The sequence below is a fragment of the Microbacterium sp. JZ101 genome, assembly GCF_053903175.1.
Map to the genome: position 1 here is coordinate 1,688,364 of NZ_CP096400.1, position 16,337 is coordinate 1,704,700.

A 16,337-nucleotide genomic window follows, 5' to 3' on the forward strand; every position below is an offset into this window, starting at 1 on the left:
CGTCATGACCTCCCCTCGCCCGCTCCGGCTCGTGTTCGCCGGCACCCCCGACGTCGCCGTGCCCTCGCTGCGCGCCCTGCACGCGGCGGGTCACGACATCGCGGCCGTCGTCACGCGCCCCGACGCGCCGCTCGGCCGCAAGCGCGTGCTCACCCCGTCGCCCGTCGCGCAGGCGGCCGACGAGCTCGGCCTGCGCGTGATCAGGGCCGCGCGCCTCGACGCCGATGCGACCGACGCGATCACCGCTCTGGCCCCCGAGCTCGCCGTCGTCGTCGCCTACGGCGGCCTGGTGCGCGAGCCCCTCCTGTCGGCTCCGCGGCACGGATGGATCAACCTCCACTTCTCGCTCCTGCCGCGCTGGCGCGGGGCCGCCCCCGTGCAGCACGCGCTCATCGCGGGCGACGCCGAGCTCGGGACCGCCGTGTTCCAGCTCGTGCGCGAGCTCGACGCGGGCGACGTCTACGCGCAGGAGGCCGTGCCGCTTGCCGACGACGCGACGGCGGGGGAGGCCCTCGCGGTCCTCGCCGAGGCCGGCGCGGCGCAGCTCGTCGACGTCGTGTCGACGATCGCCGCGGGGAACGCGCAGGCGAGGCCGCAGGAGGGCGACCCGACCCCGGCACCCAAGCTCGAGCTCGCCGACGGCCTCCTCGAGTGGACCGAGCCCGCGGACCGCGTGTTCGCGCGGTACCGGGGCGTGACGCCCGAGCCGGGCGCGCACACGACGCTCGACGGCGCGCGCTTCAAGGTCCTGCGGATGGCGAGGGCGGGCGCGGGCGCGCCGCTCGCGCCGGGGGAGACCGCGGCGGCGAAGGACGGCGTCCTCGTCGGCACCGGGACCGAGCCGCTTCTGCTAACCCGCGTCCAGCCGGCGGGCAAGGGGGCGATGGCCGCGGCCGACTGGTTCCGGGGGCTGCGCGAGACGGCGCGGCTGGGCGTATGAGCGCCGCACCACGCCGCGGCGACCGCCGCACCGTCGTCCGGGTGCAGCCGGCCCGCCAGGTCGCGTTCGCCGTGCTGCGCGCGGTGTCGTCGTCCGACGCGTACGCGAACCTCCTGCTGCCGCGCGAGATCGAGCGCGCGGGCCTCACAGGACCCGACGCGGGCCTCGCGACCGAGCTCGCGTACGGCACGCTCCGCCGTCTCGGGACGTACGACGCGATCATCCGGCTCGCAGCCGATCGCGAGCCGGATGCGATCGATGCGCCCGTGCTCGATGCCCTGCGCCTCGGCGCGCACCAGCTCCTCGCGACGCGCGTGGCGCCGCATGCCGCCGTCAACGAGTCGGTCCAGCTCGTGCGCGACGAGGCGGGGCCGCGCGCCGCGGGCTTCGCGAATGCCGTGCTGCGGAGGATCGGCCAGGACGATCTCGCCTCGTGGACCGACCGGGCGGCCGCGTCGGCCCGATCCGACGACGAGCGCCTCGCGATCGCGTCCGCGCACCCGGTGTGGGTGATCCGCGCGCTGCGGCGCGCCCTCGCGGCCGAGGGGCGCGAGACCGAGCTCGACGCGCTGCTCGCGGCCGACAACGCCTCGCCGTCGGTGACGATGGCGGCGCTGCCCGGTCTCGCGGAGGCGCAGGGCGAGCCGACGCCGCACTCCCCGGTGGGCTTCCGCCTGGGCGGCGGCGATCCCGAGCCCCTCGTGCGCGCATCGGCCGGAGCCCTGCGCGTGCAGGACGAGGGCTCGCAGCTCGTCGCGCTCGCGCTGTCGCGCCTCGCACCGGTCGCGCCAGGCGAGCGGTGGCTCGACCTGTGCGCGGGCCCGGGCGGCAAGACCGCGCTCCTCGCCGCGGAGGCGCTCGCGGGCGGCGCGCGCCTCGAGGCGAACGAGGTCGTGCCCGCGCGGGCCGGCCTCGTGCGCAGGGCGCTCGCCCCTGTGCCGCTCGAGGTCGTCGTGCACGAGAGGGACGGGCGGGAGCTCGCTGCCGCCCAGCCCGGCTCGTTCGACCGGATCCTCGTCGACGCGCCGTGCACGGGGCTCGGCGCTCTCCGTCGGCGGCCGGAGGCGCGGTGGCGCAAGCAGCCGTCCGATGTCGCCGAGCTCGCCGCCATCCAGGCACAGCTGCTCGACGCCGCGGTCACCGCGCTCGCGCCGGGCGGCACGGTCGCGTACGTGACGTGCTCCCCGCATCTCGCGGAGACGGCGGCGATCGTGCGCGAGGTCGTCGAGCGACGCGGATCCGACGTCGAGGAGCTCGACGCCCGCGCCGCGCTGCAGGCGGTCGCCCGCACGCCCCTCGACCTCCCCGCCCCGGTAGACGGGTCGGGCCACGCGCAGCTGTGGCCGCATCGGCACGGGACCGACGCGATGTTCCTCGCGCTCCTGCGGAGGCGGTGACCCGCCGCGGCGCGCGATAATGGCCGGGTGACACTCCCCGGCGCGCCGCGCATCAACCCGAGCATCCTGTCCGCCGACTTCGTCAACATGCAGGCCGACCTCGAGCGGATCGCGACGGCCGACTTCGTGCATGTGGACGTCATGGACAACCACTTCGTGCCGAACCTCACGTTCGGACCGCAGATGGTGCAGCGCATCCAGGAGACGAGCCCCGTGCCGCTCGACGTCCACCTCATGATCACGGATGCGAACCGGTGGGCGCCGGGCTACGCCGAGCTGGGGGCGGCGTCGGTGACGTTCCACCTCGAGGCGTCGCACGACCCGGTCGCGCTCGCCCGCCGCCTGCGCGGCATCGGCGCGAGGGCCGGTGTCGCCCTCAAGCCCGGCACGCCGGCCGACGCCCTCTACGAGCACCTGCACGAGTTCGACCAGATCCTCGTGATGACGGTCGAGCCCGGGTTCGGCGGCCAGTCGTTCATGCCCGAGATGATGCCCAAGCTCCGGGCGCTCGCCGAGGAGGCGCGTCGCGTCGGGGCGCCGGTGTGGTTCCAGGTGGACGGCGGCATCTCCGAGTCCACGATCGCGCAGGCCGCCGAGGCCGGCGCCGACACGTTCGTCGCGGGCTCCGCGGTGTTCGGCGCCGCCGACATCGACGTCGCGATCGCCGACCTCCGCGCCCTCGCCGCGGAGCACGTGCACGCGAACCGGTAGCCTTGACGGGTGAAGAACTTCGACGACCTGTTCGCCGAGCTGGCTGAGAAGGCCCAGACGCGTCCGGAGGGCTCCGGGACCGTCAAGGAGCTCGACGCCGGCATCCACTTCATCGGCAAGAAGATCGTGGAAGAGGCCGCCGAGGTGTGGATGGCCGCGGAGTACGAGTCCGACGCCGAGGCCGCGGAGGAGATCTCGCAGCTGCTGTACCACCTCCAGGTGCTCATGCTCGCGAAGGGCCTCACCCTCGAGGACGTGTACCGACATCTGTGAGCCGCACCGCTCATCCGTCTGACACCCCGATCGAAAGACCTCGCATGCTCCGCATCGCCGTTCCCAACAAGGGCTCGCTCTCCGAGACCGCCGCCGAGATGCTCGCGGAGGCCGGCTACGCCGGTCGCCGCGACTCGAAGTCGCTGCACCTCATCGACGCCGCCAACGACGTCGAGTTCTTCTACCTGCGCCCGCGCGACATCGCCACGTACGTCTCCGCCGGTGCGCTCGACGTCGGCATCACCGGCCGCGACCTGCTCCTGGACGTGCGGATGTCCGCCCGGGAGATCGAGACGCTCGGCTTCGCGACGTCGACGTTCCGCTTCGCCGCCCCTCCCGGGCGCTTCGCGGGCGTGGCCGATCTCGACGGCGCGCGCATCGCGACGTCGTACCCCGGGCTCGTCGACTCGTTCCTCGACAGCCACGGCGTCGCCGCCGACCTCGTGCCGCTGGACGGCGCCGTGGAGTCGGCCGTCGAGCTCGGCGTCGCCGACGCGATCGCCGACGTCGTCGAGACCGGCACGACCCTCCGGCAGGCCGGACTCGACATCTTCGGGCCCGTGATCCTCGAGTCCGAGGCCGTCCTCATCCAGGGCCCGCGCGAGCACGCGGGCATCGAGACGCTCCTGCGCCGCCTGCGCGGCGTGATGGTCGCCCGGCAGTACGTCATGCTCGACTACGACCTCCCCGCGGCGCTCGTCGACCGCGCCGTGGAGATCGCCTCCGGCATCGAGTCGCCCACCGTGTCGCCGCTGCGCGACCCCGAGTGGGTGGCCGTGCGCGTCATGGTCCCGCGCCGCGGCGTGAACCGCGTGATGGACGAGCTCTACGGCATCGGCGCGCGCGCGATCCTCGTCACGGCCATCCACAACGCGCGCCTCTGATGAGCGTCGTCACCCGGGTCATCCCGTGCCTCGACGTGGCCGGCGGCCGCGTCGTCAAGGGCGTCAACTTCGAGAACCTCCGCGAGATGGGCGACCCCGTCGAGCTCGCCCGCCGGTACTTCGAGCAGGGCGCCGACGAGCTCACCTTCCTCGACGTCACGGCGACGGTCGACGAGCGCGCCACGACCTACGATGTCGTGCGGCGCACGGCCGAGGAGGTCTTCATCCCGCTCACGGTGGGCGGCGGCGTCCGCTCGGTCGACGACGTCGCGCGGCTCCAGGGCGTGGGCGCCGACAAGGTGGGCGTCAACTCGGCCGCGATCGCCCGCCCCGGGCTGCTGGACGAGATCGCCGACCGGTTCGGCGCGCAGGCGCTCGTCCTCTCGCTCGATGTCAAGCGCTCGCCCCGAACGCCCTCCGGGTTCGTCGTGACGACGCACGGCGGCAAGAAGGAGACCGACCTCGACGCGCTCGCGTGGGCGCGCGAGGCGATCGAGCGCGGCGCGGGCGAGCTGCTCGTGAACTCGATCGACGCCGACGGCACGAAGGCCGGCTTCGACCTCGAGCTCGTGGGGCTCATGCGCGAGCTCGCGAGCGTGCCCGTGATCGCGTCGGGCGGGGCAGGCGACGTGTCGCACTTCGCGCCCGCCGTGCGCGCGGGCGCCGACGCGGTGCTCGCGGCCAGCGTCTTCCACTCGGGCCAGATGACGATCGGCGAGGTCAAGCAGGCGCTGCGCGCCGACGGGATCGAGACGCGATGAGCGAGGTCGACGACCGCATCGCGCGCGTGGCGTTCGGCCCCGACGGGCTCGTCCCCGCGATCGTGCAGCAGTGGGACACGCGCGAGGTGCTGATGCTCGCGTGGATGGACGCCGAGGCCCTGCGCCGCACGCTGACCTCGGGACGGGTGACGTACTGGTCGCGGTCGCGGCGCGAGTACTGGCGCAAGGGCGACACGTCCGGGCACATCCAGATCGTCAAGGGCGCGAAGCTCGACTGCGACGGCGACGTCGTCCTGCTCGAGATCGACCAGATCGGGCCCGCGTGCCACACGAACACGCGCACGTGCTTCGACAGCGACACCTCCCGCCCCGAGGTGGGCGACCGCGACCTCCACCCGGTGGTCGGATGACCGACGGGCGGATGGGCGCGGCACCCGGCGAGGGGGCGCTCGCGCGGCGCGGGCGGATGATCGCGGTGCTCGCGGCGCTCTCGGGCGCGGCGCTCGCGCTGATCGGATCGACGCAGACGTGGCTCACCGCCTCGGTCGCCGGCACGACGCTCCCGGTCGCCGGCTCCGAGGCGGTCTCGGTGCTCCAGCCACTCTCGCTCGCGGCCCTCGCGCTGTCGCTCGTGCTCGCGATCGTGGGCCCGGTCGTCCGCTACGTCCTCGCGGCGCTCGCGGTCGCGGCCGGCGGGGGGATCGCGTGGCTGAGCGCCGCGCTCGTGGCGGCACCGCGCGCGACGGCGGCGTCGGCCGTCGTCACCGAGCACACCGGCATCGCCGGGGAGTCGGCGATCGAGGACCTCGTGCAGGGGATGGCCCTCACCCCGTGGCCGGCGGCGACCATCGTCGCGGGCGCGCTCATCGCGCTCGCGGGCCTGTGGACCCTCGGCACCGCTCACGCATGGCGGCGCGCGGGGCGCCGCTACGAGAAGCGCTCCGCCCGCACGGCCGCGGCCGACGACGCCCCGCTCGATGCGATCGACTCGTGGGACGACCTGTCCCGCGGCGACGACCCCACCCGCTGACGGCGGCAGGGGCCAGCGCGCGGCCCCGATAGACTGGACGACGTTCCCAGCAGCACGGAGGATGACACGACATGACCCACTCGATCGACGACCCCGGACACGGACACTCGCCCGCCGCCTGGAGCGCTGTGCTCATCATGCTCCTCGGGCTCTCCGTCGCCGCGGTCGCGCTGTTCCTGTGGGTGCCGTGGCTGCTCATCGCCTCGGCCGCGGTCTTCCTGATCGGACCCATCGTGGGCTTCATCCTCACGAAGGCGGGCTACGGCGCAGGCGGATCCAAGTACCAGCCCAAGGCGCACTGATGTCGCTCCTGGCCGAGCTCACGGCCGGGGCCGTCGAGGACGCCGAGGCGCGCAGGGCCGAGCGGCCCTCGGCCGTCGTCGAGAGCGCAGCCGCCGCACAGGCGCCTGCGCTCGACGTCGTCTCCGCGCTCCGTCCCGACGCCCGGGTGAAGATCATCGCCGAGGTGAAGCGCGCGAGCCCCTCGCGCGGCGACCTCGCCGCGATCCCCGACCCCGCGCTGCAGGCGGGGCTGTACGAGCAGGGCGGAGCGTCGGCCATCTCGGTGCTCACCGAGCAGCGCCGGTTCAAGGGCAGTCTCGCCGACCTCGCGGCGGTGCGCGCCCGCGTCTCGCTCCCGGTGCTCCGCAAGGACTTCATCGCGACGCCGTACCAGGTGCTCGAGGCCCGCGCGGCCGGCGCCGACATCGTGCTGCTCATCGTGGCGGCGCTCGAGCAGCCCGTGCTCGAGGAGCTCTACCGGCTCACGATCGAGCTCGGGATGACGCCCCTCGTCGAGGCCCACTCCGCCGAGGAGGTCGCGCGCGCCGCGGATCTGGGCGCCGATCTCATCGGCGTGAACGCACGCGACCTGTCGACCTTCGAGCTCGACCGCGACCTGTTCGGGCGGCTCGTCGACGGCTTCCCCGCCGGCGCGATCCGCATCGCCGAGTCGGCGGTGCTCGCTCCCGATGACGTCGCGCACTACCGCGAGGCAGGCGCGGATGTCGTGCTCGTGGGCGAAGCGCTCGTCACGGGCGACCCGGTTTCCACGCTCGGCGCGTTCCTCGCCGCCGGCGACTTCGCAGCAGGGGAGAGGCGCGCATGAGCCTTCGCGAGCAGCCCGGCCCGTTCTTCGGCGACTTCGGCGGGCGCTACATGCCCGAGTCGCTCATCGCGGCGATCGACGAGCTCGCGGTCGCGCACGAGGAGGCGATGGCCGACCCCGCCTTCCACGCAGAGCTGAACGCGCTCCTCGCGGACTACGCCGGCCGCCCGTCGGCCCTCACGGAGGTGCCGCGCTTCGCGGAGCATGCGGGCGGCGCCCGCATCTTCCTCAAGCGCGAGGATCTCAACCACACGGGCAGTCACAAGATCAACAACGTCCTCGGCCAGGCGCTGCTCACGAGGCGGCTCGGCAAGACGCGCGTGATCGCCGAGACGGGCGCCGGCCAGCACGGCGTCGCCACGGCGACCGCGGCCGCGCTCTTCGGGCTCGAGTGCCGCATCTACATGGGCGAGGTCGACACCGAGCGCCAGGCGCTCAACGTGGCGCGCATGCGCCTGCTGGGCGCCGAGGTCGTGGCCGTCAAGACCGGCTCGCGCACCCTCAAGGACGCGATCAACGAGGCGTACCGCGAGTGGGTGTCGAGCGTCGAGACGACGAACTACATCTTCGGCACGGCCGCGGGCCCGCACCCGTTCCCCGCGATGGTCCGCGACTTCCAGAAGATCATCTCCGACGAGGCGCGCGCGCAGCTCCTCGAGCGCGTCGGGCGCCTGCCCGACGCCGTCCTGGCGTGCGTCGGAGGCGGATCGAACGCGATCGGCATGTTCGACGCGTTCATCGACGACCCCGGCGTGCGGCTCTTCGGCGTCGAGGCGGCAGGCGACGGCGTCGACACCCCGCGTCACGCCGCGTCGATCGAGCGCGGTCGTCCGGGCGTCCTGCACGGCGCGCGCACCTTCGTGCTGCAGGACGAGGACGGCCAGACCGTCGAGTCGCACTCGATCTCCGCCGGCCTGGACTATCCCGGCGTCGGCCCCGAGCACTCGTGGCTCGCCTCGATCGGGCGCGCGGAGTACATCCCCGCGACCGACGCCGAGGCGATGGACGCGCTGCGCCTGCTGAGCCGGACCGAGGGCATCATCCCCGCGATCGAGTCGGCCCATGCGCTCGCCGGCGCGCTGCGGATCGGGCGCGAGCTCGGGCCGGACGCCGTGCTCGCGGTGTGCCTCTCCGGCCGCGGCGACAAGGACATGGACACGGCCGCCCGCTGGTTCGGCCTCTACGACGAGGGAGCCGACGCGTGAGCCGTGTCGAGGACGCGATCGCCCGGGCCGCTGCCGACGGACGAGGAGCCTTCATCGGCTACCTCCCTGTGGGGTTCCCCGACCTGCAGACGAGCATCGACGCGGCCGTCGCCCTCGCCGAGAACGGCGTCGACATCATCGAGCTGGGCCCGCCCTACAGCGACCCCGTGATGGACGGCCCCATCATCCAGGAGGCGACGAACGCGGCGCTCGAGGCGGGCTTCCGCACCGAGCACCTCTTCACGGCGCTGCGCGAGATCACGGCGCGCACCGATGTGCCCGTGCTCGTCATGACGTACTGGAACCTCGTCGTCCAGCGCGGGGTCGACCGCTACGCCGACGAGGTGCGCGCCGCGGGCGGCGCGGGGCTCATCACGCCGGACATCACGCCGGACGCCGCGGCCGACTGGATCGCCGCGTCCGAGCGCACGGGACTGGACCGCGTGTTCCTCGCGGCGCCGACCTCGACCGACGACCGGCTCGATCTCATCGTCGGCGCGACGACGGGCTTCGTCTACACCGTCTCGACCATGGGGATCACGGGGGAGCGCGCGGAGCTCGACAAGGCCGCCAGGGCGCTCGTGGGCCGCCTGCGCGCGCACGGCGCCGCACGCGCGTGCGTCGGCATCGGCGTCTCGAGCGCCGAGCACATCGCGAGCATCGTGGAGTATGCCGACGGCGCGATCGTGGGCACCGCCCTCGTGCGCGCGCTGCGGGACGGCGGGGTCGAGGGCCTCGCCGAGAAGACCCGCGAGCTCGCGGCGGGCACCGTGCGTCACGGAGCCGCACCCGAGAGGAATTAGACTCTCGATCATGCTGTCCTCCGCCCTGACGAGCGTCGTCGCGAGCATCCCCAGCCCCCCGGAGTCGTTCTTCGAGATCGGCCCGCTGCGAATCCACTACTACGCCCTGTGCATCATCACGGGCATCGTCGTGGCGACGCTCATCACGAACCGCCGTCTCACGCGGCGCGGGGCGGAGCCGTGGGTCGTCATCGACATCGCGCTCCTCGCGGTGCCGCTCGCGATCGTGGGCGCGCGCGCCTACCACGTGCTCACGCACTGGGGCTTCTACTTCGGCGAGGGCGCCAACCCGTGGAACCCGCTCGAGCCCGGCTCGGTGTGGGCGATCTGGGAGGGCGGCATCGCGATCTTCGGCGCGCTGCTGGGCGGCGCGCTCGGCGCGTGGCTCGGCTGCCGGTGGACCGGCATCCGGTTCTGGACGTTCGCCGACGCGCTCGCGCCCGGCCTCCTGCTCGCGCAGGCGCTCGGCCGCTTCGGCAACTGGTTCAACCACGAGCTGTTCGGCTGGCCGACCGACCTCCCCTGGGGCCTCGAGATCGAGCCCGACAACCCCGCCTTCCCGCCGGGGCTGCCCGACGACACGCTGTTCCACCCGACCTTCCTCTACGAGATCGTCTGGAACGTCATCGGCGTCGTCCTGCTCTTCTGGCTCGGCCGGAGCCTCGCGTTCCAGTGGGGACGGCTGTTCGCGGTCTACCTCATCTGGTACGGCGCGGGCCGCGTCGTCTGGGAGACCATCCGCATCGACCCGAGCGAGATCATCCTCGGCCTGCGCACGAACGTCTGGGGCGCGATCGCCGCGGTCGTCGTGGGCGCCGTCGTCCTCGTCGTGCAGGCGCGGCACACGGGCCTCGAGCCCAGCCCCTACCGACCGGGCCGCGAGCGGGCCGACGCGGACGCGCTACAATCGCAGGGCGACTTCGTCGATGTCAGCGAACCCCCCGCGTCGGAAGCCGCTCTGAAGCCGTCGCCACAAGCACCGTAGCGATGATCCCGCCCCTCTGCTGTCCTTTCGGAAAGGGCACGAGGATGATCGAGCGCGCGAGACGGCGTCCACTGGGCCAACGTCGTCCCGCGCTACGCAACCGACCCCGAGGACGGTAGACACATGTACTTCCAGCCCCCTTACGGAGCCTCCGGCGCGTACCCCCCGAAGCAGGGGATGTACAACCCGGCGTTCGAGAAGGACGCCTGCGGCCTGGCCATGGTCGCGACCCTGCGCGGCGAGGCGGGGCACGACATCGTCGACCTCGCTCTCGAGGCGCTGCGCAACCTCGAGCACCGCGGCGCCATCGGCTCCGATGCGGGCACGGGCGACGGCGCGGGCATCCTCACGCAGATGCCCGACGGCTTCCTCCGCGCGGTCGTCGACTTCGACCTCCCGGTCGTCGGCGAGTACGCGGCCGGCCTCTCGTTCCTCCCGACGGACGGCGCGGCGCGCGCCGCGCAGAAGGACGGCATCGCCGCCATCGCCGCCGAGGAGGGGCTCTCGATCCTCGGCTGGCGCGAGGTGCCGGTCGACCCGGAGCACCTCGGACGCCTGGCCGGCGAGGCCCGCCCCGCGATCGAGCAGATCTTCCTCACGAGCGCGCCGGTCGACGGCCGCCCCGCTCTCTCCGGGATCGACCTCGACCGCCGCGCCTACCGTCTCCGCAAGCGCGCCCAGCACGAGCTCGACGCCTACTTCGTGTCGCTCTCGAGCCGCACCCTCGGCTACAAGGGCATGGTCACGACGCTCCAGCTCGAGCCGTTCTACCTCGACCTGCAGGACGAGCGCTTCACGACCGAGCTCGCCGTCGTGCACTCGCGCTACTCGACGAACACGTTCCCGTCGTGGCCGCTCGCTCAGCCGCTGCGCATGATGGCGCACAACGGCGAGATCAACACCGTCGGCGGCAACCGCAACTGGATGCGCGCGCGCCAGTCGCAGCTCGAGAGCGAGCTGCTCGGCGACATCCGCCCGCTCCTGCCGATCTGCAGCGACACCGAGAGCGACTCGGCGTCGTTCGACGAGGTGCTTGAGCTGCTCACGCTCACGGGCCGCTCGCTTCCGCACGCGATGCTCATGATGGTGCCGGAGGCCTACGAGAAGAAGGCGTACGTCGACCCCGACCTCCGCGCGTTCTACGAGTACCACGCGGGCCAGATGGAGCCGTGGGACGGCCCCGCCGCCCTCATCGCGACCGACGGCACGCTCGTGTGCGCGACGCTCGACCGCAACGGCCTGCGGCCCGGCCGCTGGACCGTGACGAAGGACGGCCTCGTCGTGATCGGCTCGGAGACGGGCGTCCTCGACTTCGCCCCCGAGCGCATCGAGCGCCGCGGACGCCTGCGCCCCGGCACGATGTTCGTCGTCGACACCGCCGAGCGCCGCATCATCGCGGACGACGAGGTCAAGGCCCAGCTCGCGAAGCTCGAGCCCTGGCAGGAGTGGCTCGACAAGGGCACCGTCCGCCTCGCCGACCTCCCCGAGCGCGAGCACCTCGTGCACCCGATCGCGTCGATCACGCGCCGTCAGCGGACCTTCGGCTACACCGAGGAGGAGGTCCGGATCCTCCTGCGCCCCATGGGCCAGACGGGCGTCGAGCCCCTCGGCGCCATGGGGTCGGACACGCCGATCGCCGTGCTCAGCAAGCGCCCGCGCCTGCTGTTCGACTACTTCACGCAGCAGTTCGCGCAGGTCACGAACCCGCCGCTCGACTCCATCCGCGAAGAGGTCGTGACGAGCCTCAAGCTCGGCCTCGGCCCCGAGCCGAACCTGCTCTCGTGGGGGCCGGAGCACGCGCGCAGCGTCATCCTCGACTTCCCGGTCATCGACAACGACGAGCTCGCGAAGATCCAGCACATCGACAGCGCCCTGCCCGGGCGCACGTCGGTCACGCTGCGCTCGCTCTACCGCGTGTCGGCGGGCGAGAAGGGCCTGCAGAAGCGCCTCGAGCAGATGTGCGCCGAGGCCGACCGCGCGATCGAGGACGGCGCGGAGTTCATCGTCATCAGCGACCGCGACTCGAACCAGGACCTCGCGCCCATCCCGTCGCTGCTCGCGGTCTCGGCCGTGCACCACCACCTCATCCGCCGCGAGACCCGGATGAAGGTCGGGCTCGTGGTCGAGGCGGGCGACGTGCGCGAGGTGCACCACGTCGCGACGCTGCTCGGCTACGGCGCGACCGCCGTGAACCCGTACCTCGCCATGGAGACGGTGGAGTACCTCGTCCGCTCCGGCGCGATCGCGGGCGTCACGCCGCAGAAGGCCGTCAAGAACCTCATCTACGCGCTCGGCAAGGGCGTGCTGAAGATCATGTCCAAGATGGGCATCTCGACCGTGTCGTCGTACTCGGGCGCGCAGGTGTTCGAGGCCGTGGGCCTCGCGCAGCCGTTCGTCGACCAGTACTTCACCGGGACCGAGTCGAAGATCGGCGGCATCGGGCTCTCGCACATCGCGCGCGAGAACGCCGAGCGTCACGCGTTCGCGTACCCCGAGGACCCGGCCGTGCGCACGCACGAGCGCCTGTGGACCGGCGGCGAGTACCAGTGGCGCCGCGACGGGTCGCCGCACCTCTTCACGCCCGAGACGATCTTCCGCCTGCAGCACTCCACGCGCACGGGCAGCTACGAGATCTTCCGCGAGTACACCCGTCTCGTCGACGAGCAGGCGGAGGAGCTCAAGACGCTCCGCGGCCTCTTCGCGTTCAAGAAGGGGGTGCGCCCGCCGGTGCCGATCGACGAGGTCGAGCCGGTCTCCGAGATCGTGAAGCGGTTCTCGACGGGCGCCATGAGCTACGGCTCCATCTCGCGCGAGGCGCACGAGACCCTCGCGATCGCGATGAACCGCCTCGGCGCGAAGTCGAACACGGGCGAGGGCGGCGAGGACGTCGACCGCCTCCTCGATCCCGAGCGCCGCAGCGCCATCAAGCAGGTCGCCTCGGGCCGCTTCGGCGTCACGAGCATGTACCTCACGCACGCGGACGACATCCAGATCAAGCTCGCGCAGGGCGCCAAGCCCGGCGAGGGCGGTCAGCTGCCGCCCGGCAAGGTGTACCCGTGGGTCGCGCGCACGCGGCACGCGACCGCGGGCGTGGGCCTCATCTCGCCGCCCCCGCACCACGACATCTACTCGATCGAGGACCTGAAGCAGCTCATCTTCGACCTCAAGCGGTCGAACCCCGAGGCGCGCATCCACACGAAGCTCGTGAGCCAGTCGGGCATCGGCGCGGTCGCCGCTGGCGTCGCGAAGGCGCTCAGCGACGTCATCCTCGTGTCGGGCCACGACGGCGGGACGGGCGCGAGCCCGCTCAACTCGCTCAAGCACGCCGGCACGCCGTGGGAGCTGGGTCTCGCCGAGACGCAGCAGACGCTCATGCTCAACGGCATGCGCGACCGCGTCGTCGTGCAGGTCGACGGCCAGATGAAGACCGGCCGCGACGTCGTCATCGGCGCCCTGCTGGGTGCCGAGGAGTTCGGCTTCGCGACGGCGCCGCTCGTCGTGAGCGGCTGCATCATGATGCGCGTCTGCCACCTGGACACGTGCCCCGTGGGCGTCGCGACCCAGAACCCGCTGCTGCGCAGCCGCTTCACGGGCAAGGCCGAGCACGTCGTGAACTTCATGCAGTTCATCGCGCAGGAGGTGCGCGAGTACCTCGCCGAGCTCGGCTTCCGCTCGATCGACGAGGCGGTCGGCCACGTCGAGGTGCTCGACGTGGATCGCGCGATCGACCACTGGAAGGCCGACGGTCTCGACCTGTCGCCGGTCCTCGAGGGGCCCGCGTTCGCGGACGACGAGCCGCGCCGCCACGCCCGTGCGCAGGACCACGAGCTGGACGAGCACTTCGATGTGCAGCTCATCGAGCGCGCGCGCGACGTCATCGAGAACGGGGGAGAGATCACGATCGACCTCCCGGTGCGGAACACCGCGCGCGCGGTCGGCACGCTGCTCGGCCACCACGTCACGAAGGCGCAGGGGGAGCACGGTCTCAAGGCCGGCTCGATCACCGTCAACCTGACCGGCTCGGCCGGGCAGTCCTTCGGGGCGTTCCTGCCGAACGGCATCACGCTGCGCCTCGAGGGCGACTCGAACGACTACGTCGGCAAGGGCCTCTCGGGCGGCCAGATCGTCGTGCGCCCCGCGCGCGGCGCGACATTCGACGCCGCCGAGAACGTCATCGCCGGCAACGTCATCGGCTACGGCGCCACGCAGGGGACCCTCTTCCTGCGCGGCATGGTCGGCGAGCGCTTCTTCGTGCGCAACTCCGGCGCGACCGCGGTCGTCGAGGGCGTGGGCGACCACGCGCTCGAGTACATGACCGGCGGCCTCGCGGTCATCCTGGGCCGCACGGGGCGCAACCTCGGCGCCGGCATGTCGGGCGGGACCGCCTACGTCCACCGCCTCGACGAGAAGCTCGTGAACCGCGAGGCTCTCGCATCGGGCGAGCTCACGCTCGGCCCCCTCGGATCCGGCGACGCCGAGATCCTGCGCGATCTGCTCCAGCAGCACGTCGCGGAGACCGAGTCCGAGCTGGCCCAGCGCATGCTCGACGACTTCGAGAACGCCGTCGAGGAGTTCGTGCGGGTCCTCCCGCGCGACTACGCCGCCGTGCTCGAGACGCGTCAGGCGGCCGAGGCCGAGGGACTCGACCCCGACGGCGACGTCGTCTGGAACCGCATCATGGAGGTGACGGGTGGCTGACCCGAAGGGCTTTCTGAAGATCACCGAGCGCGAGCTGCCCGCTCGCCGGCCGGTGCCCGTGCGCATCCTCGACTGGAAGGAGGTGTACGAGCCGGGCGACTCGGCCGTGCTCCGCCGCCAGGCCGGGCGCTGCATGGACTGCGGCGTGCCGTTCTGCCACCAGGGATGCCCGCTGGGCAACCTCATCCCGGAGTGGAACGACCTCATGTGGCGCGGCGAGGGCCGCACCGCGATCGAGCGCCTGCACGCGACGAACAACTTCCCGGAGTTCACCGGGCGTCTGTGCCCTGCGCCCTGCGAGAGCGCGTGCGTGCTCGGCATCAACCAGCCGGCCGTCACGATCAAGCAGATCGAGGTCTCGACGATCGACGAGGCGTTCGCCAACGGGTGGGTCGAGCCCAAGCCGCCGGCGCGCCTCACCGGCAAGACCGTCGCGGTGGTCGGCTCGGGCCCCGCGGGGCTCGCGGCAGCTCAGCAGCTGACGCGCGCGGGCCACACGGTCGCCGTGTACGAGCGCGACGACCGCATCGGCGGCCTCCTGCGCTACGGCATCCCCGACTTCAAGATGGAGAAGCGGCACCTCGAGGCGCGCCTGCGCCAGATGCAGGACGAGGGCACGCGCTTCCGGGCGGGCGTCGAGATCGGCGTGGACATCACGTGGGACGACCTCCGCGCGCGCTACGACGCCGTCGTGGTCGCCACGGGCGCCACGGTGCCGCGCGACCTGCCGATCCCGGGTCGCGAGCTCGACGGCGTGCACTTCGCGATGGAGTACCTCGTCGAGTCGAACAAGGTCGTCGCGGGCGACCAGGTCGCGAACCAGATCTCAGCCGAGGGCAAGCACGTCGTCGTCATCGGCGGCGGCGACACCGGCGCGGACTGCATCGGCACGGCGCACCGCCAGGGCGCGCTGAGCGTGACGAACCTCGCGATCGGCAAGCGGCCGTCCGACGACCGCCCTGAGCACCAGCCGTGGCCGATGATGCCGCAGGTGTTCGAGGTCTCGTCGGCGCACGAGGAGGGCGGCGAGCGCCACTACCTGGCCTCGACGGTCGAGTTCGTGGCCAACGACGCGGGCGAGGTCCGCGGTCTCGTCGTCGCGGAGACGCAGTTCGTCGACGGCCGTCGCGTGCCCAAGCCCGGCACCGAGCGCGAGATCCCCGCTGACCTCGTCCTCATCGCGATGGGCTTCACGGGCCCCGAGCGCGAGCACCTCGAGGCGCAGCTGCAGGCGCAGTTCACCTCGCGCGGGAACGTCGATCGCGACGCGTCGTTCCAGGCGACCGCGCCCGGCGTGTTCGTCGCGGGCGACGCCGGCCGCGGCCAGTCGCTCATCGTGTGGGCGATCGCCGAGGGCCGCTCGGTGGCCGCCGAGGTCGACGCCTTCCTCATGGGCGAGACGCAGCTGCCGGCGCCGGTCCGCCCGACCGACGTCGCCATCGGCGTCTGACTCCGACACGCGTGGACGGCGGCCGGGAGCACACGATGCTCCCGGCCGCCGTCGTGTGCGCGTGAATCGGATGGCCGGGTGCGCGTAGTGTGGGGTGTGCATCCGGTGGAACCGCGATGGGCCTCGTGCGG

At 72.7% G+C, this 16,337-nt stretch carries 15 protein-coding genes; all 15 read left to right on the top strand.

The window, feature by feature from the left end:
- Positions 1 to 4: 4 nt before the first annotated feature.
- The 15 genes from fmt to M1D56_RS07890 all read left to right on the top strand — a co-directional run bounded on the left by fmt (position 5) and on the right by M1D56_RS07890 (position 16,206).
- Positions 5 to 940: a methionyl-tRNA formyltransferase gene (gene fmt, locus M1D56_RS07820; RefSeq protein ID WP_456285153.1), complete on the top strand. Its 936-nt coding sequence runs from the start codon at positions 5 to 7 to the stop codon at positions 938 to 940.
- Positions 937 to 2,337, top strand: a complete 1,401-nt coding sequence (locus M1D56_RS07825) for an RsmB/NOP family class I SAM-dependent RNA methyltransferase (RefSeq protein ID WP_456285154.1) — start codon at positions 937 to 939, stop codon at positions 2,335 to 2,337. Before fmt ends, M1D56_RS07825 begins: the two co-directional genes overlap by 4 nt.
- 27 nt (positions 2,338 to 2,364) lie before the next feature.
- Positions 2,365 to 3,048, top strand: coding sequence for a ribulose-phosphate 3-epimerase (gene rpe / locus M1D56_RS07830; protein ID WP_456285155.1), 684 nt, complete (start codon positions 2,365 to 2,367; stop codon positions 3,046 to 3,048).
- 9 nt (positions 3,049 to 3,057) lie between these two features.
- On the top strand, positions 3,058 to 3,321 hold the full coding sequence (locus M1D56_RS07835) for a phosphoribosyl-ATP diphosphatase (protein ID WP_271171802.1): 264 nt from the start codon (positions 3,058 to 3,060) through the stop codon (positions 3,319 to 3,321).
- Positions 3,322 to 3,365: 44 nt separating this feature from the next.
- The gene (gene hisG, locus M1D56_RS07840; RefSeq protein ID WP_271171803.1) at positions 3,366 to 4,205 is read left to right on the top strand and encodes an ATP phosphoribosyltransferase; all 840 of its coding nucleotides are present in this window, start codon (positions 3,366 to 3,368) and stop codon (positions 4,203 to 4,205) included.
- Positions 4,205 to 4,966 carry an imidazole glycerol phosphate synthase subunit HisF gene (gene hisF / locus M1D56_RS07845; RefSeq protein ID WP_271171804.1) on the top strand — a complete coding sequence of 254 codons (762 nt, stop codon included), beginning with the start codon at positions 4,205 to 4,207 and terminating at the stop codon, positions 4,964 to 4,966. The genes hisG and hisF overlap by 1 nt, the downstream gene beginning before the upstream one ends.
- Positions 4,963 to 5,337, top strand: coding sequence for a phosphoribosyl-AMP cyclohydrolase (gene hisI, locus M1D56_RS07850; protein WP_271171805.1), 375 nt, complete (start codon positions 4,963 to 4,965; stop codon positions 5,335 to 5,337). Before hisF ends, hisI begins: the two co-directional genes overlap by 4 nt.
- Complete coding sequence (locus M1D56_RS07855) at positions 5,334 to 5,957, top strand: Trp biosynthesis-associated membrane protein (RefSeq protein WP_456285156.1); 624 nt, start codon at positions 5,334 to 5,336, stop codon at positions 5,955 to 5,957. Before hisI ends, M1D56_RS07855 begins: the two co-directional genes overlap by 4 nt.
- Before the next feature lie 71 nt (positions 5,958 to 6,028).
- Positions 6,029 to 6,259 carry a DUF6704 family protein gene (locus tag M1D56_RS07860; RefSeq protein ID WP_271171807.1) on the top strand — a complete coding sequence of 77 codons (231 nt, stop codon included), beginning with the start codon at positions 6,029 to 6,031 and terminating at the stop codon, positions 6,257 to 6,259.
- Positions 6,259 to 7,065 (top strand): indole-3-glycerol phosphate synthase TrpC, encoded by an 807-nt coding sequence (trpC, locus tag M1D56_RS07865; RefSeq protein ID WP_324011326.1) that lies wholly within the window; start codon positions 6,259 to 6,261, stop codon positions 7,063 to 7,065. The genes M1D56_RS07860 and trpC overlap by 1 nt, the downstream gene beginning before the upstream one ends.
- On the top strand, positions 7,062 to 8,270 hold the full coding sequence (gene trpB, locus M1D56_RS07870) for a tryptophan synthase subunit beta (protein ID WP_282977692.1): 1,209 nt from the start codon (positions 7,062 to 7,064) through the stop codon (positions 8,268 to 8,270). The genes trpC and trpB overlap by 4 nt, the downstream gene beginning before the upstream one ends.
- Positions 8,267 to 9,073 carry a tryptophan synthase subunit alpha gene (gene trpA, locus M1D56_RS07875; RefSeq protein WP_421075502.1) on the top strand — a complete coding sequence of 269 codons (807 nt, stop codon included), beginning with the start codon at positions 8,267 to 8,269 and terminating at the stop codon, positions 9,071 to 9,073. The genes trpB and trpA overlap by 4 nt, the downstream gene beginning before the upstream one ends.
- Positions 9,074 to 9,083: 10 nt before the next feature.
- Positions 9,084 to 10,058: a prolipoprotein diacylglyceryl transferase gene (gene lgt / locus M1D56_RS07880; protein ID WP_456285157.1), complete on the top strand. Its 975-nt coding sequence runs from the start codon at positions 9,084 to 9,086 to the stop codon at positions 10,056 to 10,058.
- A gap of 123 nt (positions 10,059 to 10,181) precedes the next feature.
- Positions 10,182 to 14,756: a glutamate synthase large subunit gene (gltB, locus tag M1D56_RS07885; RefSeq protein WP_456285158.1), complete on the top strand. Its 4,575-nt coding sequence runs from the start codon at positions 10,182 to 10,184 to the stop codon at positions 14,754 to 14,756.
- Complete coding sequence (locus tag M1D56_RS07890) at positions 14,749 to 16,206, top strand: glutamate synthase subunit beta (protein WP_282977696.1); 1,458 nt, start codon at positions 14,749 to 14,751, stop codon at positions 16,204 to 16,206. The genes gltB and M1D56_RS07890 overlap by 8 nt, the downstream gene beginning before the upstream one ends.
- Positions 16,207 to 16,337 lie beyond the last annotated feature (131 nt).